Source organism: Streptomyces cinnabarinus, from assembly GCF_027270315.1.
GTDB lineage: Bacteria > Actinomycetota > Actinomycetes > Streptomycetales > Streptomycetaceae > Streptomyces > Streptomyces cinnabarinus.
On record NZ_CP114413.1, the window covers coordinates 8166236 to 8189903 of the forward strand.

The 23668-nt window shown below is 73.1% G+C and carries 18 protein-coding genes and 1 pseudogene; 9 read left to right on the forward strand and 10 right to left on the reverse strand.

The genetic code is table 11. The features are described from left to right. Window position 1 precedes the first annotated feature (1 nt). A complete protein-coding gene (locus STRCI_RS36885; RefSeq protein WP_269663341.1) occupies window positions 2-658 on the reverse strand; it encodes a DUF4232 domain-containing protein in 657 nt (218 codons plus the stop codon). Between the two features lie 80 nt (window positions 659-738). Beyond that, a complete protein-coding gene (locus STRCI_RS36890) occupies window positions 739-3111 on the reverse strand; it encodes a SpoIIE family protein phosphatase (RefSeq protein ID WP_269663342.1) in 2373 nt (790 codons plus the stop codon). Between the two features lie 399 nt (window positions 3112-3510). Between STRCI_RS36890 and STRCI_RS36895 the strand changes: the two are divergent. From STRCI_RS36895 to STRCI_RS36915, 5 genes and pseudogenes are all read left to right on the forward strand, one after another. Beyond that, window positions 3511-3744: pseudogene (locus tag STRCI_RS36895) on the forward strand (hypothetical protein); the annotation flags it as partial. Window positions 3745-3986: 242 nt separating this feature from the next. After that, a complete protein-coding gene (locus STRCI_RS36900; protein WP_269663343.1) occupies window positions 3987-6230 on the forward strand; it encodes a glycoside hydrolase family 9 protein in 2244 nt (747 codons plus the stop codon). Window positions 6231-6264: 34 nt separating this feature from the next. Next, window positions 6265-7398 carry an effector-associated domain 2-containing protein gene (locus tag STRCI_RS36905; protein ID WP_269663344.1) on the forward strand — a complete coding sequence of 378 codons (1134 nt, stop codon included), beginning with the start codon at window positions 6265-6267 and terminating at the stop codon, window positions 7396-7398. Window positions 7399-7429: 31 nt separating this feature from the next. Continuing rightward, window positions 7430-7609, forward strand: a complete 180-nt coding sequence (locus tag STRCI_RS36910) for a hypothetical protein (protein WP_269663345.1) — start codon at window positions 7430-7432, stop codon at window positions 7607-7609. Between the two features lie 13 nt (window positions 7610-7622). After that, window positions 7623-9452 (forward strand): HEXXH motif domain-containing protein, encoded by a 1830-nt coding sequence (locus STRCI_RS36915; protein ID WP_269663346.1) that lies wholly within the window; start codon window positions 7623-7625, stop codon window positions 9450-9452. Between the two features lie 15 nt (window positions 9453-9467). On the opposite strand, the gene fxsT is transcribed toward STRCI_RS36915, so the two are convergent. The 6 genes from fxsT to sigJ all read right to left on the reverse strand — a co-directional run bounded on the left by fxsT (window position 9468) and on the right by sigJ (window position 18224). Beyond that, window positions 9468-11651 carry an FxSxx-COOH system tetratricopeptide repeat protein gene (gene fxsT / locus STRCI_RS36920; protein ID WP_269663347.1) on the reverse strand — a complete coding sequence of 728 codons (2184 nt, stop codon included), beginning with the start codon at window positions 11649-11651 and terminating at the stop codon, window positions 9468-9470. Between the two features lie 3 nt (window positions 11652-11654). After that, window positions 11655-13265, reverse strand: coding sequence for an NB-ARC domain-containing protein (locus STRCI_RS36925; RefSeq protein ID WP_269663348.1), 1611 nt, complete (start codon window positions 13263-13265; stop codon window positions 11655-11657). Beyond that, window positions 13262-14197 (reverse strand): MoxR family ATPase, encoded by a 936-nt coding sequence (locus tag STRCI_RS36930; RefSeq protein ID WP_269663349.1) that lies wholly within the window; start codon window positions 14195-14197, stop codon window positions 13262-13264. The genes STRCI_RS36925 and STRCI_RS36930 overlap by 4 nt, the downstream gene beginning before the upstream one ends. A 26-nt stretch (window positions 14198-14223) precedes the next feature. Continuing rightward, window positions 14224-15675 carry a VMAP-C domain-containing protein gene (locus STRCI_RS36935; protein ID WP_269663350.1) on the reverse strand — a complete coding sequence of 484 codons (1452 nt, stop codon included), beginning with the start codon at window positions 15673-15675 and terminating at the stop codon, window positions 14224-14226. A gap of 135 nt (window positions 15676-15810) precedes the next feature. Next, window positions 15811-17283 carry a cytochrome bc1 complex cytochrome b subunit gene (qcrB, locus tag STRCI_RS36940; protein ID WP_269663351.1) on the reverse strand — a complete coding sequence of 491 codons (1473 nt, stop codon included), beginning with the start codon at window positions 17281-17283 and terminating at the stop codon, window positions 15811-15813. Next, window positions 17280-18224 (reverse strand): RNA polymerase sigma factor SigJ, encoded by a 945-nt coding sequence (gene sigJ / locus STRCI_RS36945; protein ID WP_269663352.1) that lies wholly within the window; start codon window positions 18222-18224, stop codon window positions 17280-17282. Before sigJ ends, qcrB begins: the two co-directional genes overlap by 4 nt. 209 nt (window positions 18225-18433) lie before the next feature. Between sigJ and STRCI_RS36950 the strand changes: the two genes are divergently transcribed. The 4 genes from STRCI_RS36950 (at window position 18434) to STRCI_RS36965 (ending at window position 21524) form a co-directional block, all read left to right on the forward strand. Next, window positions 18434-18679: a hypothetical protein gene (locus STRCI_RS36950; protein WP_015655829.1), complete on the forward strand. Its 246-nt coding sequence runs from the start codon at window positions 18434-18436 to the stop codon at window positions 18677-18679. A 3-nt stretch (window positions 18680-18682) separates the two neighbouring features. Then, window positions 18683-19060 (forward strand): toxin Doc, encoded by a 378-nt coding sequence (locus tag STRCI_RS36955; protein ID WP_269663353.1) that lies wholly within the window; start codon window positions 18683-18685, stop codon window positions 19058-19060. Beyond that, the gene (locus tag STRCI_RS36960) at window positions 19048-19497 is read left to right on the forward strand and encodes a hypothetical protein (RefSeq protein WP_269663354.1); all 450 of its coding nucleotides are present in this window, start codon (window positions 19048-19050) and stop codon (window positions 19495-19497) included. The genes STRCI_RS36955 and STRCI_RS36960 overlap by 13 nt, the downstream gene beginning before the upstream one ends. A 437-nt stretch (window positions 19498-19934) precedes the next feature. Beyond that, window positions 19935-21524 (forward strand): RICIN domain-containing protein, encoded by a 1590-nt coding sequence (locus STRCI_RS36965; RefSeq protein ID WP_269663355.1) that lies wholly within the window; start codon window positions 19935-19937, stop codon window positions 21522-21524. Here STRCI_RS36965 and STRCI_RS36970 read toward each other — a convergent pair. Together STRCI_RS36970 and STRCI_RS36975 are read right to left on the reverse strand one after the other, a co-directional pair. Next, window positions 21517-22491 (reverse strand): 2-hydroxyacid dehydrogenase, encoded by a 975-nt coding sequence (locus STRCI_RS36970; RefSeq protein WP_269663356.1) that lies wholly within the window; start codon window positions 22489-22491, stop codon window positions 21517-21519. The two genes, STRCI_RS36965 and STRCI_RS36970, sit on opposite strands and share 8 nt — an antisense overlap. Continuing rightward, window positions 22488-23666, reverse strand: a complete 1179-nt coding sequence (locus STRCI_RS36975) for a lactate 2-monooxygenase (protein WP_269664740.1) — start codon at window positions 23664-23666, stop codon at window positions 22488-22490. Before STRCI_RS36975 ends, STRCI_RS36970 begins: the two co-directional genes overlap by 4 nt. Window positions 23667-23668 lie beyond the last annotated feature (2 nt).

A 23668-nucleotide genomic window follows, 5' to 3' on the forward strand; every position in this document is an offset into this window, starting at 1 on the left:
GTCAGGGCCCCGAGCCGGGGGCGAACACCGTCAGCCGCACCGTGGACGCGTTGCCGGACACCGGCACCGCACCCGCCGTCCAGTCCACCTCGATCGGCTCGCGCTCATCGGGCGGGGTCACCAGCAGCCCCGCCGGACGGGCCGTACGCGCCCCGCTGATCTCCGGACTGGCGTACGACAGACCGGCCCAGGCGCTGTCGCCCGGTGCCAGGGTCACCCGGCTCGGCTTGCCGGGAGCGCGCTCGGGGTCCGGGCCGAGCTGCCGGCCGGAGGCGTCCACGAAGGCGGCGCCCGGATAGCCGTACACCGTGCAGGTGCGCGCCGAGGCGTTGGTCAGCACGATCGGGAAGTTCCGCTGCCCGGCGCCCGGATCCATCCGGCCGACCTCGGCGCGCAGTTCGGCGGTGCGACAGCGGGAGGACGGCGCGGCGGCCCCGGCCGGCGAGGGGGACGCCGCCGGCCGGGTGGGTGTGGACTGCTCACCGGGGGAGACCTCGGTGCCGGGCGGGCTCGTGGTCCGGTCGTGCGTCGTGGGCGTCGTCGGCCGGGGAGCGGTCGTCGTGCCATCGGTGCCGCCGCAGGCGGTGAGCGCGCCGAGCAGGGCCACGGCGCTCGCGAGCAGGGCGGTCCGGTGCGGGGACGAGGACGTGTTCGCCATGTTCTCCACGCTCCTGAGGGTTCGTCACATTCCCGGGTGTCCCGCCGAGGACAGGAGAAACCCGCACAGCGTACGCCCGTTCAGACCTCGTCGAGGAGGCTCAGTTCGGCCCAGATCGTCTTGCCGTTGGGGGTGTGCCGGCTGCCCCAGCGCTGGGTGAGCTGGGCGACCAGCAGCAGGCCACGGCCGCCCTCGTCCCAGGTCTTGGCCCGGCGCAGATGCGGGGCCGTGTGGCTGGCGTCGGACACCTCGCAGATCAGGGTCGCCGCGTCATGGATCAGCCGGAGCCGGATCGGCTGGGAGCCGTAGCGGATCGCGTTGGTGACCAGTTCGCTCACCACCAGCTCGGCCGTGAACGAGGCCCCGCTCAGCTGCCAGGCGGCGAGCTGCTCCACCGCCTGCTTGCGCATCGGCCCGACCAGCGCCGGGTCGGCCGGGATGTCCCAGGTGGCCACCTGGGAGGCGGGCAGGCCCCGGGTCCGGGCCAGCAGCAGGGCCACGTCGTCGGCGACGCCGCCGGGCGGCAGCAGCGCGTGCAGGATCCGGTCGCAGCTCTCCTCCAGCGAGCCGACGGGGCCGGACAGGGCCTCCAGCAGCAGCGCCTGGCTGGTGTCGACGTCGCGCTCGCGGTTCTCGATCAGACCGTCGGTGAAGAACGCCAGCACACTGCCCTCGGGCAGATCGACCTCGGCCGACTCGAAGGGCAGCCCGCCCAGCCCCAGCGGCGGACCGGCGGGCAGCTCGATCCGGCGGGGCGCGCCGGTGGGCGGCACCATCACCGGCGACGGCAGCCCGGCCCGGGCCAGGGTGCAGCGCCGGGACACCGGGTCGTAGACGGCGTACAGGCAGGTGGCGCCGACCTCGCCCGGGTCGCCCTCCCCGCCGGACTCCTCGGAGAGCCGCAGGACCAGGTCGTCCAGGTGGGTGAGCAGCTCGTCGGGGGCCAGGTCGATATCGGCGAGGGTGCGTACGGCGGTGCGCAGCCGCCCCATCGTGGCCGAGGCCTGGATGCCGTGCCCGACGACGTCCCCGACGCACAGCGCGACCCGCATCCCGGACAACGGGATCACGTCGAACCAGTCGCCGCCCACCCCGGAGCGGGCCGCCGGGAGGTAGCGGGAGGCCGCGTCCACGGCGGGAGTGCGCGGCAGCCCGCGCGGCAGCAGGCTGCGCTGGAGGGCGAGCGCGGTCTCGCGCTCCCGGGAGTAGCGGCGGGCGTTGTCGACGCAGACGGCCGCGCGCGCCGTGATCTCCTCGGCCAGCAGGACGTCGTCGGGCGTGAACGGATCCGGCCGCCGGAACCGGGTGAGCACCGCGACCCCGAGGGTCAGGCCCCGGGCCCGGATCGGCACGGACATCGTGGAGTGGATGCCGTACTCCTTGACGCGTGCCCGGCGCGCCCGGTCCCGGCTCAGCCAGGCGTCGACATCGCCGGAGGGCACCGAGGCGACGACGGTGCGGCCTGCCGTCAGCGAGGCGGCCTGCGGGGACTCGGCCGGGTAGAGCTCCAGATGCCCCGGCTCGACCACGGCCTCCGGGCTGCCCGGGTTCACCGACCGGTGGGCGGCCCGGCGCAGCCCGACCGGCGTGCTGAGCGGCGGCTGGACCGTGGCGTCGCCGTCCGGGTCGAGCAGGTCGACGCTGACGAAGTCGGCGAGCGCGGGCACGCACACATCGGCCAGCTCCTGTGCCGTCCGGGTGACGTCGAGGGTGGTCCCGATGCGCACGCTCGCCTCGTTGACCAGCTGAAGCCGTTCCCGCGAGAGGTAGTTCTCGCTGAAGTCATGGGCGGCCAGGCATACGCCCCGCACCCGGCCCCCGGCGTCGGTCACCGGCGCCATCCGGGCCAGCCAGGCGTGCGCGCGGTCCTCACCGCCGGCCCGCATGTACGTCTGCACGTCCCGGGCCCGGCCGGTGGCCAGCACGCCCGCCATGTGCTCCTCCAGCTCCTCGCTCTGCGGCTTGCCGCCGATCTCGGAGATCCGGAGCCCCTGGATGCGCTCCTCGGGCAGCCCGATCACCTGGGCCATGGCGTCGTTGATCCGGCGCAGCCGCAGCCGCTCGTCGTAGACGGCGACGGCGCACGGCGACTGGGTGAGCGCGACCGTGGCCAGCGGATCGTCGGTGGAGTGGGCGTCGGTGGCCTCCAGCGGGGTGACCACGAGCCAGTGGCCGGGTGCGCCGTCCTGCGGTGGCCGGTGGTGGGCGAGCAGCCACACCCGCACCCGGTGGCCGTCCTGGTGGCGCAGCGGCAGCGTGCCGTCCCAACGCGGGCCCGCCGGGACGGGCACCCGGCCGTCGGCCAGCAGCTGCGCGGCGGGGCGGCCCACGACGTCGGCGGCCGGCCAGCCCAGCAGGCGCCGGGCCCCGGCGTTCCACTCCAGCAGCGTGCCGTGCTCGTCGATGACAGCCCGAGCCGTCGCGGCGTCGTCGATCGGGTCGTGCGGGGTCATCGTCGCCACTCCAACGCGGACACTCACAGTGACCGGTGGTCACGTGGGTTCCAGCCTAGTGCGTCCGGGCCCCGGACGGATGGGGGAAGCCCTGTGCGGGCGGTCGAACAGTCAAGGTCGAAATCCGGCCGTTATGCCACCGGAGGCGCAAGCGCTTTCTCCTGACCCTTGACGATGTCGCGCAGCTCCCCGTCAGAATCTGTGTGTTCACGATCAGTTGTGAGTACTTTTGGGCCCTGATGAGGGAGAGCCGCCGTGACGGTCACTCGCAGATCGGTTCTGATCGCCTCCACGGCCGCGCCGGCCGCGGGGGCGCTGCTGAGCACGCCGGCGCAGGCCGCCTCGGCCCGCTCGGGGCGCCGTGTCGTCCCATTGCGTGACGGCTGGCGGTTCGCCCTGGTCGACGCGACCCACACCCTGCCCGCGTCGGTCGAGGTGCAGGTGTGGGACGGAAGCCGGTACGTGCCGGTCGAGGGAACGGCCGTGGAGTGGGCCACCGCGTCGGACACGCCGTCCGCCATCACCTTTCACGCTGTACGCGGCTCCCGGCTCCGACTGACCTTGACGAGCGCCTACCCGGGCGAGGCGAGGGGAGCGGTACGGATCAGCAAGCTCGACATCCCAGCGGCCTGAGGAGCGTCAAGGTCCGGACGACCGGTTCGACAACTCCCCCAGGGGCGCGGGGAACTGCGCGACCAGCCACAACGCACGCGCACCCGCCGAGGAAGCACAAGCCGCACCCGCCCATAGGCGAACTTTCGTCCCGTCCGGACCGTTGACGCCATGTCACACCGCCCACAAGCATGTCCTGCGTCCGCATCTGGGAGCGCTCCCATGGGAGCGTAAACCCGTACCTCCCCCCGAGGAGCCCAGACGTGAAACGCCGCAGAACCACCCTGCTGTCCCTGACCGCCCTGCTGGCGGCGGGACTCACCGCACTGCCCGCCGGGCAGGCCGGCGCCGAGGAGGTCGAGCAGCTCAAGAACGGCACCTTCGACACCACCACCGAGCCCTGGTGGACGACGAGCAACGTCACCGCGGGACTGTCCGACGGACAGCTCTGCGCGGACGTCCCCGGCGGCACCACCAACCGCTGGGACGCCACCGTCGGCCAGAACGACATCGCCCTGGTCAAGGGCGAGTCCTACCGCTTCTCCTTCCGCGCGAACGGCTCGCCCGAGGGGCATGTGGTGCGCGCGATCGTCGGCCTGTCGGCGGCGCCGTACGACACCTGGTTCGAGGTGTCGCCGGAGCTGAGCGTCTCCGGGAACGCCTACTCGTACACCTTCACCGCACCCGTCGACACCGCCCAGGGCCAGGTCGCCTTCCAGGTCGGCGGCAGCGCGGACCCCTGGCGGTTCTGCGTGGACGACGCGTCGCTGCTCGGCGGTGTGGCGCCCGAGCCGTACGAGCCCGACACGGGTCCGCGGGTCCGCGTGAACCAGGTCGCCTATCTGCCCGCCGGGCCCAAGAACGCCACCCTCGTCACCGAGGCGACCGAGCGGCTGCCCTGGCAACTGCGGGCCGCCGACGGGGCCGTGCTGGCCCGCGGCTGGACCGTCCCGCGCGGCACCGACGTCTCCTCCGCCCAGAACGTCCACTCCCTCGACTTCGGCCCCTACCGCAAGCGCGGCAGCGGGCTCACCCTGGTCGTCGACGGCGAGACCAGCCGCCCCTTCGACATCGACGCGGGCGTCTATGAGCGGCTGCGGCTGGACGCGGCGAAGTACTATTACACCCAGCGCAGCGGCCTGGCGATACGCGATGACCTGCGCCCCGGTTACGCCCGCCCCGCGGGCCATGTCGGCGTGGCACCCAACCAGGGCGACAGCGCCGTGCCCTGCCAGCCCGGCGTCTGCGACTACACCCTCGACGTGACCGGCGGCTGGTACGACGCCGGTGACCACGGCAAGTACGTCGTCAACGGCGGTATCTCGGTATGGGAGCTGCTCAGCACCTACGAGCGCGCCCTGCACGCCCGCACCGGCGACCCGGCGAAGCTGGGCGACAACACCCTCGCCATCCCCGAGAGCGGCAACAAGGTGCCCGACCTGCTCGACGAGGTCCGCTGGGAGCTGGACTTCCTGCTGAAGATGCAGGTCCCGGAGGGGCAGCCGCTGGCCGGGATGGCCCACCACAAGATCCACGACGAGCAGTGGACGGGCCTGCCGCTGCTGCCGAGCGACGACCCGCAGAAGCGTGAACTGCATCCGCCGTCCACCGCGGCGACCCTGAACCTGGCGGCGACGGCGGCCCAGGCGGCGCGCCTGTACAAGCCGTACGACCGGGAGTTCGCCGCGAAGGCCCTGTCGGCGGCGCGCAAGGCGTGGGCGGCGGCGCTCGCCCACCCCGACCGGTACGCCTCCGAGAGCGACGGCATCGGCGGCGGCACCTACGCCGACAACAACGTCACGGACGAGTTCTACTGGGCGGCGGCCGAGCTGTATCTCACCACCGGCGAGCGGGAGTTCGCCGACCGCGTCCTCGACTCACCCGTCCACACCGCCGACATCTTCGGCGCCCTCGGCTACGACTGGGCCCGGACGGCCGCCGCGGCCCGCCTGGACCTGGCGACCGTGCCGAGCAGGCTGCCCGGCCGGGACAAGGTGCGCCAGTCCGTGACCAAGGGAGCCGACCGCTACCTGGCCACCCTGAGGTCACAGGCGTACGGCATGCCCTACGCCCCCGAGGGCAACCTCTACGACTGGGGCTCCAACCACCAGATCGCGCACAACGCCGTGGTCATCGCCACCGCCTACGACATCTCGGGAGCCTCGAAGTACCGGGACGGCGCCGTGCAGAGCATGGACTACCTCTTCGGCCGCAACGCGCTCAACATCTCCTATGTGACGGGCTACGGCGAGGTCAACGCGCAGAACCAGCACGCGCGTTGGTACGCCCACCAGCTCGACCCGAACCAGCCGAACCCGCCCAGGGGCACGCTGGCGGGCGGGCCCAACTCCAGCATCCAGGACCCCTACGCACAGAGCAAACTCCAGGGCTGCGTCGGCCAGTTCTGCTACATCGACGACATCCAGTCCTGGTCGACCAACGAGCACACCATCAACTGGAACTCGGCGCTCACCCGACTGGCCTCCTTCGTGGCGGACCAAGGATGACCCGCTGAGTCCGCTAGGGCGGCACACTGGGCGGATGAACTCGCCCTTACCGCAAGCGGATCCCCGTCGCACGAGCGCCGTCGTAGTGGGCCTGGACTCCTACGAGGCGGGGGCGCACTGGGCCATGGACGGCCCGGTGTCCGACGCGCTGCGGTTCGCGGACTGGTTCCTCGACCGGGGTGTGCCGCCCGAGCGGATCACCGCACTGCTCTCCGCGCCGCCCGGCCGGCCAGGCGCCGTGCCCGAGGTGCCCTACGAGGTCCTCGGCGCGGACCGGGCCACCGTGCACCGCACCCTGCTGCGGACGCTGGCGGCGGAGCAGAGCGAGCTGCTGTGGGTCGTGTGGGGCGGGCACGGCGTGGTGGACGCCGAGGGCAGACGACTGCTCTTCTACGCGGACGCCACCGAGACCGACGCGCTGAACCTCGACTTCGACGCGCTGCTCGCCTACTACCGCGCGGCGCCCCGGCACCCCCGCCAGATCTGGCTGGTCGACGCCTGCCAGCAGCTGCACAACCCCTGGCGCGGCCGCCGCCAGCTGCCTCGCGAGGACTACGGCACCCCGATGCCCCGGCGGGCCCGCGACCAGGCGGTCCTCTTCGCCGCCCGGCCGGGCGAGGCGGCGGCCAACCTGTCCGGCGCCGGGACGGGGCTGTTCAGCCGGGAGGCGCTGGCGGTGCTCACCGACAACGAGGCGGTGGGCACAGGCTGGCCACCCGACGCCGGCCTGCTGATGGACCGGCTGCGGGACCGGTTCACCCGACTGCGCGCCGAAGGGCTCGCGGCGCAGACCCCCACCTATGTCTGGTCCCGCACCTGGGACGGCGACGAGGGCCAGCTCCTGTCCCGAGGCCGCGCCGAACCCCTCGGCGCCGAGTACCCCGACCTCCCCGTGGAGCGGCTGGGCGTCCTGACGGACGCTCTGCTCAAGGTCGAGGAGTTCGTCGAGCCCCAGGGCCGCGAGGAGATCCTCGGCCTGCTCAGAATCGGCGTCCGGGCCGCCGTCCCCCGGCACAACCGCCCCCGCCTCGACACCATCAGCATCCTGCGCACCTGCGCCCGACGGCCGGGGGCGCTGCGGGAGTTGGCGGAGGCGGTGCTGCTGTGTGCCGGGGGGAGCGCGGAGGCGGAGCTGGCGCATCGACTGATCGTCGAGGCGTCTGCCTGAAGCCGCCCCGCGTCCCTTACGATCGGGTCCCATGTACGAGTCCCGTGAGGCGTCGGAGCCCGGCGTCGAGTCCTGGCTGCCCCGCCTTTCCCACCTGTCGTTGGACGAACTTCCCGAGGTCGGTCCTGCCGCCCTGCGGCCCGCGACGGACGCGCTGCTCGCCAGCGTCGACCGGCCGTTCAGCACCCGTGGCGGCAGCGAGCCCAGCTGAGGAGGAAGTGTTCGTGCCCACGTCAGGTGATGCCGCCGAGGAACCCGGGAACCCCGCGCAGGACGGCACCTTGCGGCCGCACCGTCTCGACGAACCCACCTTCGCCGGACTCTGCTCCGCCGGGGAATCCCTCCGGGCGACGCACGCGCTCCTGGACGCCGAGTACAGCAGGCGGCTGTTGCTGCTGCGCGTCCTGGTCGACGAGGTCGCTGCCCGCCCGGCCGCGGCCGGCCCGCTCGCCCCGGTGCGCGCGGCCTGGGAACTGCTCGCGCGGTCCCAGCGCCGGAGCCCCCGGGCGGTGCACCGGCTGCTGATGGACCCGCAGACCGGGCTGTGGGCGGCCCAGGTGCTGCGCCGGCTGCGCGGCACGCAGGACGCCGACGGGCCGCTCTGGTCCGACGTGGGCCGGCTGCACGCCCTGGCCGCCGCCGCTGCCGTGCGCGCCGGACTCGACTTCCGGATCCTCGTCCCGGCGCGCGAGGGCGCGGTGCTCCTCCCGAGCCTGGGCCGGGCGGAGTCGGGCGTCGCCGAGCCGTGGGGCGTGGCCGAGGTGAGCGGGCGCGACGGGACGGCCCGGATCCGGTACGAGAGTGATGTCGTGGACATGCCAGTGGACGCCCAGGACGCGCCGGGCTGGTCGGGCCTGCGCCGACTGACTCTCAGCCACCAGGGCCTCACCCTCGACCTCACGCTCGACGACCTGGCCCGCTACCCCGTCATCGCCGGCACCCCCGGCCCCGACCGGCTCGACGAGCCGCGGCTGCGGCACTGGCGGCGCGGCCTGGAACGGGCCTGGGCGCTGCTGGTCGAGGACCACCGCGAGAGCGCCGAGGCCCTCGCCGCCGGGCTGTCCTCCCTCGTACCGCTGCCGCCCGCCGACCGCTTCCGGCCGCGCAGCGCCTCCGCCTCCGAGGCGTTCGGCTGCGTGACCATGTCCGCGCAGGACACCCGAGTCCCCGAGGACGAGGCCGCGTCGGAACTCGCGGTCACGCTGGTCCACGAGTTCCGGCACACCCTGCTCAACGGCCTGATGCACCTCACACCGCTGGCCGCCGAGGACTGCCCCGACCTGTTCCGGGCACCTTGGCGAGACGACCCGAGACCCCTGACCGGTGTTCTGCACGGAGCCTTCGCGTTCTCCGGCGTCGCCCGCTTCTGGCGGACCCGCGTCGCCCGTGACAGCGGCAGCGCACGCGAGCGTGCCCGCTTCGAGTACGCCCTGTGGCGGCGCGAGTCCCGGGCCACCCTGGAGGTGCTGCGCGGCCATTGCGCGCTGACGGAGACCGGCCGCAGGCTGGTGAACGGCCTGCTCGCCGATCTGAGTTCCTGGGACGCCGATCCGCTGCCCGAGCCGACGCTGACCCTGGCCGCCCAGGCCGCCGCCCATCACCGGGCCGCCTGGCGCGCCCACCACCTGGTGCCGGACGAGGCGACGGTGGGCGCGACCGCGGACTCCTGGCTGCGCGGCTCCGAGCCACCTGTGCTCGCTGCCGAGGAGACTGGCAGCGTCGTCACCGACCCCGCGGGCTGCCGTATCGACGCCTTCGCCCACCTGGTCCGCCTGCGGATCGCCGACCCGCACGCCTTCGCCGTCGCCCGCGGCGGCGGCCCCCGGCCGAACGGCGTCACCCCGGCCGACGTGGCCCATGTGGCGGGCGACCTGGCCGAGGCCGCGACCCGGTACGCCGAGGAGGCGGCACGGCCCGCCTCCTGGGGCGGACTCGGGCTGCTCCTCGGCACCGGGCGGCCGGAACTGCTGCGCGCCGTCTCCCGTTCGGTGACCCGGAGTTCGGGGCGGACCCCGTCCCCGGCGGAGCTGGCCCGCTGGCTGGCCCGCGCCTGAGACACCGGAGCGTGCTCAAAGAGGCAGCGGATCGATGTCGCAGTCCGCGCGGTGCTCCCAGTCCACGGCCTGACGCACCGCCGGATGATCGGCCCCGAGTGCCCGGTTGAGTCGTTCCGCCGTCGCGCTGTGCAGCCGCTCCGCCTCCTCCCGGTCACCGAGGGCCCGCAGATCCAGCGGGAGGTTGGCGGCGCAGGCGAGAGTGGAGGGGTGCTCCTCCCCGAGGACCTCCGAGGACAGGGCCAGGGTCCGCTCGTCCAGCTCCCGGGCGGCCGCGTACCGGCCGAGCGCGTACCGATCGCTCGCCAGGTTCGTCGCGCACACCAGGGACGAGGGATGGCGCTCGCCGAGGACCCGGTGGAGGTCCTCCAGTGCCCGCTCGTCCATGGCGTGCGCGGCCTCCGGGTCGCCCAAGTGCCGCTGCGTGACGGCGAGATCGACCTCGGCAGCCAGGGTGTGCGGATGGGCGCGGCCGTAGGTCTGCGTGTACTGGGCGTGGATGCGGGCGCCCAGGTCCCGTGCCGTGGTCAGCTCGCCCGCGTGCCGCAGATCGATCGACAGCTCCAGCGTCGACGCCATGGAGCCCGGGTTGTTCTCGCCGTACCGGCCGACGAGCTCCTCCCGGGCCCGCGCGGCCGTCTCCCGCGCCTCCGCGTGCAGGCCGGACTTGCGCAGCGCGACCGCCAGGTGCCGGACGTTGGACAGGGTGAACGGATTGACCTGGCCGAGCAGCCGGGCGCATCGCTCGGTCAGCTCGCGCTGATGGGTCAACGCCTTGTGGTAGTCGCCCAGTTCACGGTTGTCGAGGATGACACTGAGCCAGGTCACCAGGCTCAGGATGTGGTCCTGGCCGTAGAGCTGCTGCTTGCTGTGCCAGGTCCGCGCGTCCAGCTCCCGCGCCCGCGCGAAGTGCCCCGCGAGCCGGAGGCTGACCCCCAGGTTGTGGGCCGCCCGCAGGGTCTCGGGGTCCTCCTCCCCGAGCAGGCGCAGATAGCGCTCGTGCACCGACTCGGACAGCTCCAGCGCGGCCGCGAAGTCGCCCTTGACGCGCTGGCTCACCGCCACGTTCCCGAGCGCGTCCAAGGTGTCCTCGTGATCCTCGCCGACGGTGCGCCGATAGGCCGCCAGCACCCGGTCGTTGACGGCGGCCGCCTCCGCGTAGCGGCCCATGCTGAGCAGCACGGCCCCCTTCCACTTGGACACCTCCAGCGTCTTCGCGTCGTCCTCCCCGCCGTCCTGCCGCCAGGACTCGTAGGCGGACCGGGCCAGGTGCAGGGCAGCGTCGAAGTTCCCCCAACGCAGCAGGTAGAGAACCTCGTTGATGATGAGCGTGCGCACGTACGGGTCGGTCGAGCCGACCGCCTCGGAGACGATCAGATGCGCGTACAGCTCGCCGTAGCGCGGCCAGTGATTGGCGTTGTGCGGGTCGTTGGGGTCGTTGGCGGCCAGCAGCAGATGGACGCCGTCACGCATGCGCCGCCGCTCGGAGTCCGTCATCCTGGCGACCATCGCGGTCTGCACCAGCCGGTGCATCTGGAGGGAGTTGGCGCGGAAGTCGAACCGGGCCAGGGAGTACCGGCCGATCTCGCGGATGGCCTGGCCGAGGCGGATCGGATCGCGCAGCACCCGGTCGAGTTCCGGGGTGATCGGTGCTCCCGGGCGGCCCGAGAAGAGATTGCGCGAGATCGACTCGGGCGCGCAGAAGGCGCACAGTTGCAGCAGTTGCATGGCCGCGGGGTTCTTCGTCTCCAACTGGTCGAGTGAGACGTTCCAGGCCGCGATGACCGGCAGTTGGTAGTCGAGGGGGGCCGCCAGACCCAGCAGGTCGACCTGCTTCTCGTCCAGCAGGCGCAGGTACTCGTCCGCGGGCATCCCGGTCTCGGCCCGCCAGGCGGCGGCCTGTTCGATGGCCAGCGGGAGATCGCCGAGCGCCGTCGCGAGCCGGTCGGCCTCGTCGTCGGTGATGTCCGGGCCGCGCCGCCGCAGCAGCTCCACGCTCTCCTCCCGCCGGAAGACGTTCACCTCCAGCGGCTTGGCCACGCTCGCCCACTGCGGATTGCGCGAGGTGACAAGGACATTGCCCCGGCCGCCCAGCGGGAAGTAGGGGCGCACCGTCTCGGGACTGTCGGCGTTGTCGAAGACCAGCAGCCAGTTGTCGTACGGCTCACCGCGGCGCAGCGCCTCCAGGACCGCGTTCACCGACTAGGAGGCGTCGCTCCCGGCCTCCAGGCCGAGCTGCGGGGCCAGTTCCACCAGGGACAGCGCGATCTGGGCGGTGCGCTCGGCGGAGATCCACCAGACGACGTCGTAGTCCCCGAGATGCCGGTAGACGTACTCCACGGCGAGCATCGACTTGCCGACCCCGCCCATGCCGTGCAGCGCGTTGGGCAGCACTGCGGTCGCCTTCTCCTTGCGCAGCCTGCGATGGAGGGCGTCGAGCAGCTCCTCGCGGCCGGTGAAGTTGGGGTTGCGCGGCGGTACATGGCCCCACACCGCCGGAGTGCTGCGGCCGCGCCGCTCGGGCTGCGGGGGCGCTCCGGACGGGACGTCGGTGCGCGGCTGCTTGCTCGGCTGGTTCACCAGGTCCTCCTGCTTCCGCAGGTGCGAAGGGGGTGGGGCGGACGTCCGGACGGCGGGCGTCCCGGGCGCGGCGGTCAGCTGCTCCAGCGCCCGCGCCTGCGCGGCGTGCGGGCCCGACAGCGCGTGCAGTACGGCGATCTGCGGCTCGGCCCAGGCGCGCGCCTCGGCGTCCCTCCCGAGCGGCCCGGACAGTTCCCGGCCCGCCAGCAGCTCGGGCACCTGCCACAGCCGGTGGGCGGACCGGCCGAGGGCCTCGCCGACCAGGCCGACGACCTGCCGGAGGTCCTCGGTGCGCCCGGCGGCCAGGAGTTCACCACGGACACCCGGCGCGAAGTCGTACGCGAGGGGCGGGCCGTCGGCCGGGGACGGGCCGGTGCGCGGGTGGATCAGGCGGTGGGTGAGCAGTTGGGTGAAGTCGACGATCCGCGCCTCGGGGCGCAGCCGGGTCAGCACCCGCCTGATCAGTGACACCGCGAGCGGGGTGGCGGCGAGCAGGGTGGCGAGTCCGAGCACGTCGGGCGTGACCGAGCGGCGGAAGGCGGCGACGCGTTCGCCGGGCCCGCGGTCGCGGTGCGCGGGCGGCGGGGCCTCCGGGTGCGGGGTGGCGAACGTCAGGGGGAGCCGGGTCCAGGTGCCCCGGGCCGCGGTGACCAGCCGTACCCAGGACTCCACGCCCCGGGGCGCCAGCTCCAGGACCGGAACGGGGAGATACGGCCCGCCCTCCTCCGGCGCGCCGAGCCCGACCTGCCCCGGTCGGGTCCCGTGGCCGCGGTTCGGCGCACCCGGTCCCGCCGAGCGCAGCGACAGCGGCCAGGTGGGCACACCGGTCTCGGGCCAGGCGTGGTGGGGCAGCAGATGCACCACGGCCAGGGCGCCCGCGCCCGCCCACTGGTGCAGGGTCCGGGACCGGTCGCCGGTGCGCCAGCCGGGCGCGTTGCCGTCGGTGACCACGAGGGTCAGCCGCCCGCAGGAGGGGCCGCCGGGCGGCAGCGGGCCGAGCCGCCGGCGGTCCACCCGGCGGAAGACGCGCGAGCGCCGCAGCAACTCGGTGAACTCCACGGCCGTGTCGTGCCACACCGCCATCCCGGGATCGGGGTCCACCGCCACGACCACGTCCCAGGCCCGGTGCGGCCGGCGCTCGCGCAGTCCGCCGAGCGCCCGCAGGATGCCTTGCGGGTCGGTGATGTCCGTCCAGCGCGCGGACGGGACGCCCCGACCGTCCACGGCCGTCATGACCCCTCCATGGCGGCCCAGCTCCAGAGAGTGTCGAGGGCCGCGCTCCTTTCCTCCTCACCTTCCCGGATCGCGCCCAGGGCACCCGTGGCCACCAGGTGCAGGGCGTCCAGGAGCTGACCGGTCCGCGCCGGTTCCCCGGTGGCCCGGTCGACCAGGGCGTCCAGAATCTCCGACGGTACGGCCGGGAAGCGGGCCCTGGCCAGCTCGGCCAGCCCCTCCCGCGTCATCCGCGGCAGCTCCAGGCGGACGCAAGCGCGGACGAACCCGGTCGGCAGGTCGCGCTCACCGCCTGTCGTGGCGACGACGAGCGGCGGTTCATGGCACCGTACGAGCCCGTCGTGGACCGCCGCGATGCCGCCCGGCTCGCAGGTGTGGACCATGGTGTCGCCGGAGCCCAGGAGTTCGGGGACGGTGAACTCCCCGGTGTGCAGGACGGCCAGCAGCTCGTCGGGGAGGTCGAAGCCGCCCCGGTCGAGGTCGTCGACCAGGACGACCCGCGGTAATCGACGGGGGAGCAGCGCGGTGCCCAGCGGGCCGAGGCGTACTGCGCCGGGCCCGGCCGGTCCGTACAGGCCCTCGGCGAGGGTGCTGCCGCCGGTGACCGGCCAGCGCAGCACCGGGCCGAGCCCCAGCTCCCGGGCGATCCGGTGCGCGAGCGCCGACTTGCCCGCGCCGGGCTCGCCGCCCACCAGCAGCGGACGGCGCAGGTGGAGCGCGGCGTTGACGCGCGCCACTTCGTCGGGGTCCGGGGTCCGCGGCGCGCCCGGGGGCCCGAGGACCCGCGCGGCCGTCTCGTCCCGCACCGGGGCCGGAGGTTCGTCCGGGCCGCCGGAGTAGGCGCGCCAGGGCGGCGGGGCGGGCCAGCGGCGGTCCCGCTCGGCCGGGTCGAGCGGCCGGCCCGTACCCCGGTACAGCGACCAGGTGTCCATGGACGTGTCCTCCCTGCGCGGCGATGTCACAGCGGTTTGCGATCGGGGTCGTCCCACAGCACCGCGAGGTGCCGGCCGATGTGGTGCTCCGGCGCGCCTGAGCCGAGCGCGGCGGCCTGCCGGCGGAAGCGGGTGATGCGCGGCAGCAGCTCGGTGAAGCCACCGGCGAACAGATCGCTCAGCACCTGCCGGAACTCGGTCGTCGACTCGCTGGTGCGATGCCAGACCACCACCGGATAGCCCGTACGCAGCGCGGTCCGGAACTCCAGACAGCCGTGCGTACGGCCCTCCTCGGGGGGTTCGCTGAGCACGGCGGCGACATGTTCCTCGTCCAGCAGTCCGGCCACCACCCGGCTCGGGTGCTGGGGGCTGGTGTTCGGGATGCTCATGTAGACGGAACCGGCGGCCGGTTCCTGTCGCAGCTTCTGCCAGCGCAGCCGCCACCAGCCGTGCCAGCGCTGGTCCAGCAGCCGGTCCAGACTGCGGATCACCACCGCCGGATAGGTCATGCCGAGCGGCAGATGCGGATCCTCGGCGGCGTCCAGCGGCCAGGACTCCACGGGCAGGTTGATCAGTTCGAGGGGGAGCACGAACTCCAGCCGCAGTTGCCCGGGGCGGTCCCCCTCGGCCCGCTCCACCTCGGAGATCACCTCGCTGACCGTGCGCTGGAGATCGGTGAAGGCGATCACCGCGCTGTCCCGGCGCCGCCCGAAGTCCGGCCCCCGCGCGTCGGAGTGGAACCAGTACGACACGGTGTAGTGGCCCTCGTCGAAGGGTGCGGGCATGATCCGGATGGCCAGATGCTCGTCATGGATGGGGGGCTGCCGCTCGGCGGACCGGGCGTAACGTCTGCGGTCCAGGGTGTCCCCGAACTCCCAGCGCGCCGCGCGCCGCCGGTTGAGCGCGCGGATCTCCTGGCGCAGCGCCGTGTCCTCCAGCCACGCCGTCACCTCCTCCAGGTACGCCATCCACGGCGGCACCTGTTCCGGTGCGGTGTTCTGGCCCACCAGGTACAGGAAGTCCGACCAGGGGGTGGTGGAGTGGTCGGGCGGGGTGCGTAATCGGGACAGGGTCGCCCGGGACACCAGCCGCCACCGCTCGTCGGCGGGCAGCCGCAGGGACGTCAGGGCGTCCCCCAACAGGTCCCAGGACTCGGTGAACTCGCTCGGCAGGCCGCTCACCGCCCGCCACTCGTCGCCGAGCCGGAGCATCAGCCGCGACTCCGCCGAGCCGGGGTCCAGCAGGTCCAGGACGGCGGCGAGGCACGACACGCCGTCCGGCGTCCTCATACAGAGCCTGAGCAGGGCGACCCACTGACTGCGCGGTATGGAGTGCCGGGGGAGCCGGCCACCCCGCCCGAGCCGGTCGAGCACCAGATCCAGGAACTGTTCCCGGTCCTCCGTCGAGCGCAGACCGTCACAGCCCACCAGGACGTCCACGGCGGCGCGCCGTATCCGGTCCTCGATCTCCTCGCGCAAGGAGGCCCCCCTCCGGCGCCCCGCCCGAGGCGCGCTCCCTCGCCCTGCCCGGCGACCCGCTCGTACCGCCAGTGACACAAGATTAGGGGCCACGGACGCTGACGGAAGAGGATCGGCGGACAGGGCGGGCGCGTGCTAGGGGATCTCCGCCCGGGACTCGTGCTCCACGAACTCCTGGGGCCGTTCATGGGCCGTCAGGGTGTGCAGCCGGGCCTGGTCCAGGGGCTCGTGGAGTTCGACGTACTCGCCGTGCGGGAGGCGCTTGATGATGCCCGTCTCGCGGCCGTGGGCGACGAGTTCCCGGTCCCGGTGCTGGAGGCCGAGGCAGATCCGGCGGGTCACGACGAACACCACCACCGGCAGGACGAAGACCCCGATACGGATCGTCCAGGTCACCGCGTTGATCGAGAGATGCAGCTTGGTCGCGACGATGTCGTTGCCGCCGCCTGCCAGCAGGATCAGGTAGAGCGCGATCCAGGCCGCGCCCAGGCCCGTGCGGACCGGGTGGTTGCGGGGGCGGTCCAGGAGGTGGTGCTCGCGGTTGTCGCCGGTGAGCCGGGACTCCACGAACGGGTAGACGCCGATCAGGACCAGCAGCAGCGGGAAGACGACGATCGGGATGAGGACGCCGAGGGCCAGGGTGTGACCCCACAGGGTGATCTCCCAGCCGGGCATCACCCGCACCAGGCCCTCCGCGAAGCCCAGGTACCAGTCCGGCTGGGCGCCCGTGGAGACCTGGTCGGCGCGGAACGGGCCGTACACCCAGACCGGGTTGATCGTGGCCACCGCGGCGAGCACGGTGAGCGTGCCGAGGACCAGGAAGAAGAAGCCGCCCGCCTTCGCCAGGTACACCGGCATGAACGGGGCGCCCACGACGTTGCGTTCACTCCGGCCGGGGCCCGCGAACTGGGTGTGCTTGTGGTAGACGACCAGCAGGACGTGGGCGACGACGAGGGCCGCCATGATGCCCGGGATCACCAGGATGTGCAGCGCGTAGAAGCGGGCCACGATGTCCTGGCCGGGGAACTCGCCGCCGAACAGGAACATCGACAGATACGTCCCCACGATCGGGACGGCCAGCAGCGCGCCGTTGACGAACCTCAGGCCGGTGCCCGACAGCAGGTCGTCCGGGAGCGAGTAGCCGAACAGGCCCTCGAACAGGCCGAGGAAGAGCAGCAGCCAGCCGAACAGCCAGTTGATCTCCCGGGGCTTGCGGTAGGACCCGGTGAAGAAGTGCCGCATCATGTGCGTCAGCATCGCGGCGACGAACACCAGCGCCGCCCAGTGGTGCAGCTGGCGGATGAGCAGCCCGCCGCGCACGTCGAAGCTGATGTCGAGGGTGGAGGCGTACGCCTCGGACATGCGGATGCCGTTGAGCGGGAGGTAACTGCCCTGGTACGTCACCTCGTTCATCGACGGGTGGAAGAAGAGGGTGAGCCAGACACCGGTCAGGATCAGCACCACGAAGCTGTACAGACAGATCTCGCCCAGCAGGAACGACCAGTGGTCGGGGAAAACCTTGCGCAGGTACTTGCGGCCCAGCGCGTGGATGCCGAGACGGCCGTCGAACCAGTCGGCGACGCGCTCGCCCTTCGAGGCCCTGTTCACGCCTCCTCCTCTTCCTCGCCGCGCTCGACATGGCCGAGCTTGTCGGGGTTGCTGACGATGTACAGGCCCGAGATCCGGTCGCCCTCCGGGGTGAGGTCCATGACCATCACGGCGAACGGGGCGTCGCCGTCGAACAGCACCGCCGCGTCGTCGCCGTTGACGCGCCGGTAGCGCACGTCCAGGTCGCTCACACCGTGCTGGGCCGCGTGCCCGGTGAGCAGCCGGACCACCTTGTCCCGGCCCTGCACCGGCCGCAGCCCCGCCGGTTTGCGGTTGCCGCCGCCGTCCGACCAGACCGTGACGTCCGGCGCGAGGATCTCCATCAGCGCGGCGATGTCCCCGTCGAACGCGGCCCGCACGAACCGCTCCGTCGCCTCCCGCCGCACCCGCGGATGCGCCCGGTACCGCGGCCGGCGCGCGTGCACGTGTTCCCGGGCGCGCCGGGCCAGTTGCCTTACGGCCGCCGGGGTGCGGTCGAGGATTCCGGCGATCTCGGTGTGCGGGTAGCCGAAGACCTCGTTCAGCACGAACACCGCCCGCTCCAGCGGGGTCAGCGACTCCAGCACCACCAGCATCGCCAGGGAGACGGACTCGGCGCGCAGGGCCGGATCGTCCGCGCCGTCGTCGGTGGCGACCAGGGGTTCGGGCAGCCAGGGGCCGACGTAGGTCTCCTGGCGGCGGCTGATCGTGGCGCGGCGGCGCAGCGCGTGGTTGACGGCCGCCCGGACGAGGTACGCCCGTGGGTTGGCGACCTCCTCCAGCGGCTCGCCGCCGCCCCGGGCCGTCCAGGACAGCCAGGTCTCCTGGAGGACGTCCTCGGTGTCGGCGACGCTGCCGAGCACGTTGTAGACGACGCCGAACAGCAGCTCGCGATGGGCGAGGAAGTCTTCGGTCGCCTGGTCCAGCCGGTCGTCGGTGTCGGGAAGAGGGATCTCGGGCATTCGGGGGCCTCCGCAGCGGTGCGCTCACCACTGGGAGGCGTCGAGGGGGCCGGTTTGTGACACCGGAGCGGGGCAATGTGACCCAGCTCTCAGGATCCGCGGTGCCGCGATGCCGGGGGACGGCGCCCTCCCTCTCCGTAGGTACCGTAGGACACCTGTTCTGACCTGGGTGTATTTACGGGTAAGTACCCGCGCGGTACCGTGAGGCCATGCCAGCTCTCAACGTGGAGTTCAGCGACCGCGAGCTTGAGGACCTGCGGCAGATCGCCAAGGAACGCGGTACGTCGATGAAGGCGCTCGTACGGGAGGCCGCGGCGGCCGACATCGCCCGGCACCGGGCGCTCCAGGAAGGCGCTGAGGCCTTCCGCCGGTTCTTCTCCTCGCACGCCGACGAGTTCGCGGCCGCTTTCCCGGACGACGAACCACCCGCCAAGGGCGAGGGGCGGGCCGCCTGACCGATGGCACCCGTCATCCACATAGACGTGCCCTGGCTGCTCCAGCGGCACGAGGAGGTCCTGCCGGACCAGCCCACCATCAACGACTTCTCGGCGCTGGTCGCGGCCGTCGCCCGGCACCGCGTCGACCCGCCCCGGCTCGGCGTCAACTCCGACCCGGCCTGGCGGGCGGCCGCGTTGCTGCACACCCTCACCCTGCTCAAGCCCCTCCCCGCCGCCAACGCCCGCTTCGCCTGCGCCACCGCCGTGGCCTACATGTTCGTCAGCGGCGCCGGCATCGATCCCCCCTACGGCGCCCTCGTCGACCTCGCCCGGGACCTGATCGACGGCAAGACGGACATCTTCGGCGCCGCCGACCGCCTGCGGTCGTGGCAGATCTGAGCACCGAGCCGGGCCCCCGGCAGTCCGCCGTGTTCGAGTCGGTCACCTGGGCGGCGCCGTGCCCGGAGTGCGGAGCGGAGCTGGAGTGCCATGGCGTCCAGGCCCTCGTGACCGGACGTCCGCGGTGGGACGTCGAGTCGGTGTGCTCCGCCTGCGGATTCGCGCTCGCCGCGTGCGGAGGGGAACTGCCGGTGGAACGGCGGGAGCAACTGCTCGCCGTGCACGGACCGGCGCGGCTGCGCGTGAGTGATCCGCGGGCGCGGCACGTCCTGATCATGCGGGTGCTGCGGGCCGGGACGGGACTGGACCTGGTGAGCGCCAAGGCCGAGGCGCGCCGTGTGGTGAGCGGGGAGTACTCGGGCACGTCGGCCGAGATGGAGTATCTGGCCGGAAAGCTTCGGGCGTGCGGTGTCGGTGTCGCCGTCGTTCGGGGGTAGGCGGCGGCCGCCGGCCCTGTCTGGCGTCCTCGGGGCCGCCGACCGAGGGCGGGAGGAACGGGGTCGGCGGCCATTTCGCGCGGGAGAGCCGCCGTCCTGCGCGGGGCCTTCCGAGGGGCCGGTTCCAGTTCAGCGCGTGCGTGTCCGTGCGGGGAGAGTGCGTCGTGGCCGGGTGCGGGTGCGTGATTCACACGGGGCGCAGAGCAAAGCCGAAAGTCGGTGCGGGTGACGGGAGTTGCCATCGTTTCTGACTATCTTTCAAAGGTGCGGATGTTGCCCGAGTGCCTTGTTGGGCGAGATGTCATGTGCAAGGGTTAAGTGCCCGTGCGGGGGTAAAGCCGGGTCGCATTCGTACCGATGGGGGATCGGGTCCGGATGGGGTTTGGTGAATTCGCACTCCCCGCGCTGTTCTCTGTGCGTGGGAAGGAATCTGCTCAGTGCCCACCCCCCACCCCCCTCGCCCCCCTTACCCCCCGCCCGCCGACGTCCCCGAGGAATCGGACAACGGCCTCGCCGCCCGCCTGAGAGGCAGACCGGACGGCGAGACGGCCACCACCGTCGCCCTGTTGACGGCACGGCACTGGCAGCCCGTCCGGGAATACGCCGCGATCTGCCTCGCCTCCCGCGCCGAGCTCTCCGCCATGGTCACCGCCGCCGCCTTCCACCAGGTCCTGGACCGGCTCGCGCTCGGCGAACCGGCCGTCGCACTGCGCCCCTTCCTGCTGGTCGCGGTCCGCGACACGGTCCGGGTATGGGCCGCCGAGGAACGGATATCCACGGTCCTGCCGGAGCTCGGGAAACCGGCCGGCGGCCGCGGTATGCGCGCCGCGAAGTCCATGACCCCGGAAAATCGCAAGCTGGCCGGGCGTTCATTCAACGCCCTTCCCGGACTGGCCCGGTGTCTGCTCTGGCACACCGAGGTGGAGGCCGAACCGATAACCGTGCCCGCCGGACTGCTCGGCATGGACACCGACACCGCGTCGGTCGCGCTCGAACAGGCGCGTGAAAAATTCCGCGCGGGTTGTGTACTGGCCCATCGGGAACTCGCGCCGACGAAGGATTGCCGCTTCTACAACCGTCTCCTCGACGTCCCCATTCGCCGCGGCGGAGCCCTGCTCCCGGATGTCCAGCAGCATCTCTCCCAGTGCCGCTACTGCCGTTCCGCCGCCGAACAACTGAGCCATTTCGAAGGCGCTTTGGGCACCCTGCTGGCCGAGGCCGTCCTCGGCTGGGGCGCCCGCCGCTATCTGGACTCCCGCCCGGGCCGCGCCCAGCACCCCGCGCGCCCCCGCGGCGCGGCCCGGCACGGCCGCGGCCGGCGGCGCCTGCTGCCCCGTATCCCGGTCCCCGCACAGGCCCGCCGGGTGGCGACCGGACCGCGTTCGTCCCGGGTGCTGCTCACCGGAGTGGGCATCGCCTCCGCCGGGCTGCTCGCCTCAGTGCTCGCCGCCACCGTCTGGTCCGACGACGACGGCACCGCCCCGGTCGCCTCCGCCACCAGCGGTGACACCGCGGACGAGGCCCCGCCCACGGTGTCCTCCGTGCCGCCCGGCACCGCCCAGCTCCCCGTCCCGCCCCGGCAGACCAGACTGCGCAACGCCGGAGCCGACCTGTGCCTGGACATCCGCGACGAGCCGGAGGCCGGGGCCGGAACCGAACTCGCGAGCTGCTCGGACGCCGGCACCCAGCAGTGGTCGTACGAGGAGGACGGGCTGTTGCGCAGCGCCGCGCAACCGGAGCTGTGCCTGGACTCGCGGATGGGCGCCGGGGTCGGCGTGCTCGGCCGGTGCGCCGACGAGGACGCCGACCGCGCCGACGATGTGCGCTACGACCTCACCGTGCAGGGCGAGTTACTGCCTCGCTGGGACGAGGAGCTCGCTCTTACCTCCACCGCCGCCGACGCGGGCGCTGACATCGTAGTCAAGGCCCGCGACGGCTCGGACGAACAGCGCTGGCTGGCCGATCCGGGCTCCACCGCGGAGCCCGGATCGCTGTCGGTCGCCGCGCCCTCGCCCCGCCCTAACTGACCACGTCCCGCGGGGACTCGCCGGTGAGGAACCCGGTCACGTTCGCCACGGCGGCCAGCGCGATGCGCACCAGCGTCTCGCGGGTGACGCCACCGGCGTGCGGGGACAGCACCACATGAGGGGCACGCAGCAACCGCAGGGCCGGGGTGGGCGGTTCGGGGTCGAAGACGTCGAGGCCCGCCCCGGCCAGGGCGCCCTTCTCCAGGGTGTCCGCGAGGGCGTCCTGGTCGATCAGGGCGCCCCGCGCGGTGTTCACCACGAACGCCGTCGGCTTCAGCAGCGCCAGCCGCGCCGCGTCCAGCAGATGCCGGGTGTCGTCGGTGAGCGGAGCGTGCAGGGTGACGTAGTCGGCGGTGCGCAGCAGGTCGTCCAGCGGCAGATGACGGGCGTCGTACCGCGCCTCGATCTCGGGGGAGACCCGGTTGCGTCCGGCGTAGACGACCGTCATGTCGAAGGCCGTCGCGCGCCGGGCGACCTCCCGGCCGATCTGGCCGAGGCCCACGATGCCGAGGGTCTTGCCGGACAGTTCGGTGAGGGAGTTCTGGAGCCGGGGCAGTGCCCAGTCGGCGTCGACCAGCGCGGTGTGCGCGGGGATCAGCTGCTTGGCGAGCGCGAGCATCAGGGCGAAGGTCTGCTCGGCGACGTTCTGCGCCTCGGCGCCGCTGGAGCCGATGTTGCACACCCGCACACCCCGTTCGCGGGCGGCGGCCACATCGACGTAGTCGAAGCCGTGGCTCGCGCACTGCACCAGCTCCAGCTCCGGTGCGGCGGCGAGATGTTCGGCGGTCACGGGGGCGAGCCCGGTGATGATCACCTCGGCGGAGCGCAGCGCGGCCGGGTCCTCGTCCGCCGTCTCGACGACGGTGACCCGTGCGTCGGCGGGGAAGAGCGTGGCGAGCCCGGCGCCGACGCCCCGCCCGCCGACGTGCGGGGCGATGACGGCGAGGATCCGGCGCGGGGCGGTCATACGGACTCCCCGGCGCCGTCGATGAGATCGGCCCGGCTCAGGGTGCCCGGTCCGGCGTGTCCCGACAGGGCGAGGGTGAGGTCGAGTTCGGCGAGCAGACACCGGATCACGTGCTCGACGCCCGCCTGTCCGTCGAGCCCGAGCCCGTAGACGTACGGCCGTCCGACGAGCACCGCCCGCGCGCCGAGCGCGAGCGCCTTGACGATGTCGTCGCCGGTGCGGATCCCGCTGTCGAAGAGCACGGTGAGCCGGTCCCCGACGGCTTTCACTACCCCCGGCAGCGCCTCGGCCGCCGCGATCGAACCGGCCACCTGCCGGCCGCCGTGGTTGGAGACGACGACCCCGTCCATCCCGGCGTCGGCGGCCGCCCGCGCGTCGTCGGGATGCAGCACCCCCTTCAGCACGATCGGGCCGTCCCAGTGCTCCCGCAGGAACACCAGGTCCGGCCAGGTCTTCCCAGGGTCGGCGAACATGCCCACGAAGTGCATCACCGCGGCGTTCGGGTCCTCGTGCACGGGCTTGGCCAGGCCCGCCTGGAACGCCGGGTCGGTGAAGTAGTTGGCGGTGCCGACACCGTGCAGGAACGGCAGATACGCCTGGTCCAGGTCGCGGGGCCGCCACGCCAGCAGAGGCGTGTCCAGGGTGACCACGAGCGCGGTGTACCCGGCCGCCTTCGCCCGGTTCAGGAAGCTGAGCGCGACCTCGGGGTCCTTGGGCCAGTACAGCTGGAACCAGCGCTCGGCGTCGCCCATCGCCTCGGCGACCTGCTCCATGGGCGTGCTGGACGCCGAGGACAGCACGAAGGGCACGCCCTGCGCGGCGGCGGCTCGGGCCGCGGCGGACTCGGCGTCCGGGTGCATGATCGACAGCACGCCGACCGGCGCCAGCGCCAGCGGCGCGGGCAGGGCGCGGCCCAGCACCTCGACCGACAGATCCCGCTCGTGCACGTCCCGCAGCATGCGCGGCACGATCCGGTGCCGCTTCAGGGCCGCCCGGTTGGCGCGGGCGGTGCTGCCGTCCCCGGCGCTCCCGGCGACGTATCCCACCGGGCCCGGCCCGAGGCGCTGTTCGGTCAGCTCCTCGAGCCGGGTCAGATCGGTGGGCAGCCGGGGCACGGCCCCCGTCATGCCGTTGAGATAGATCTCGTACTGGAAGTCCGCCCAGTGCTTGCCCATGC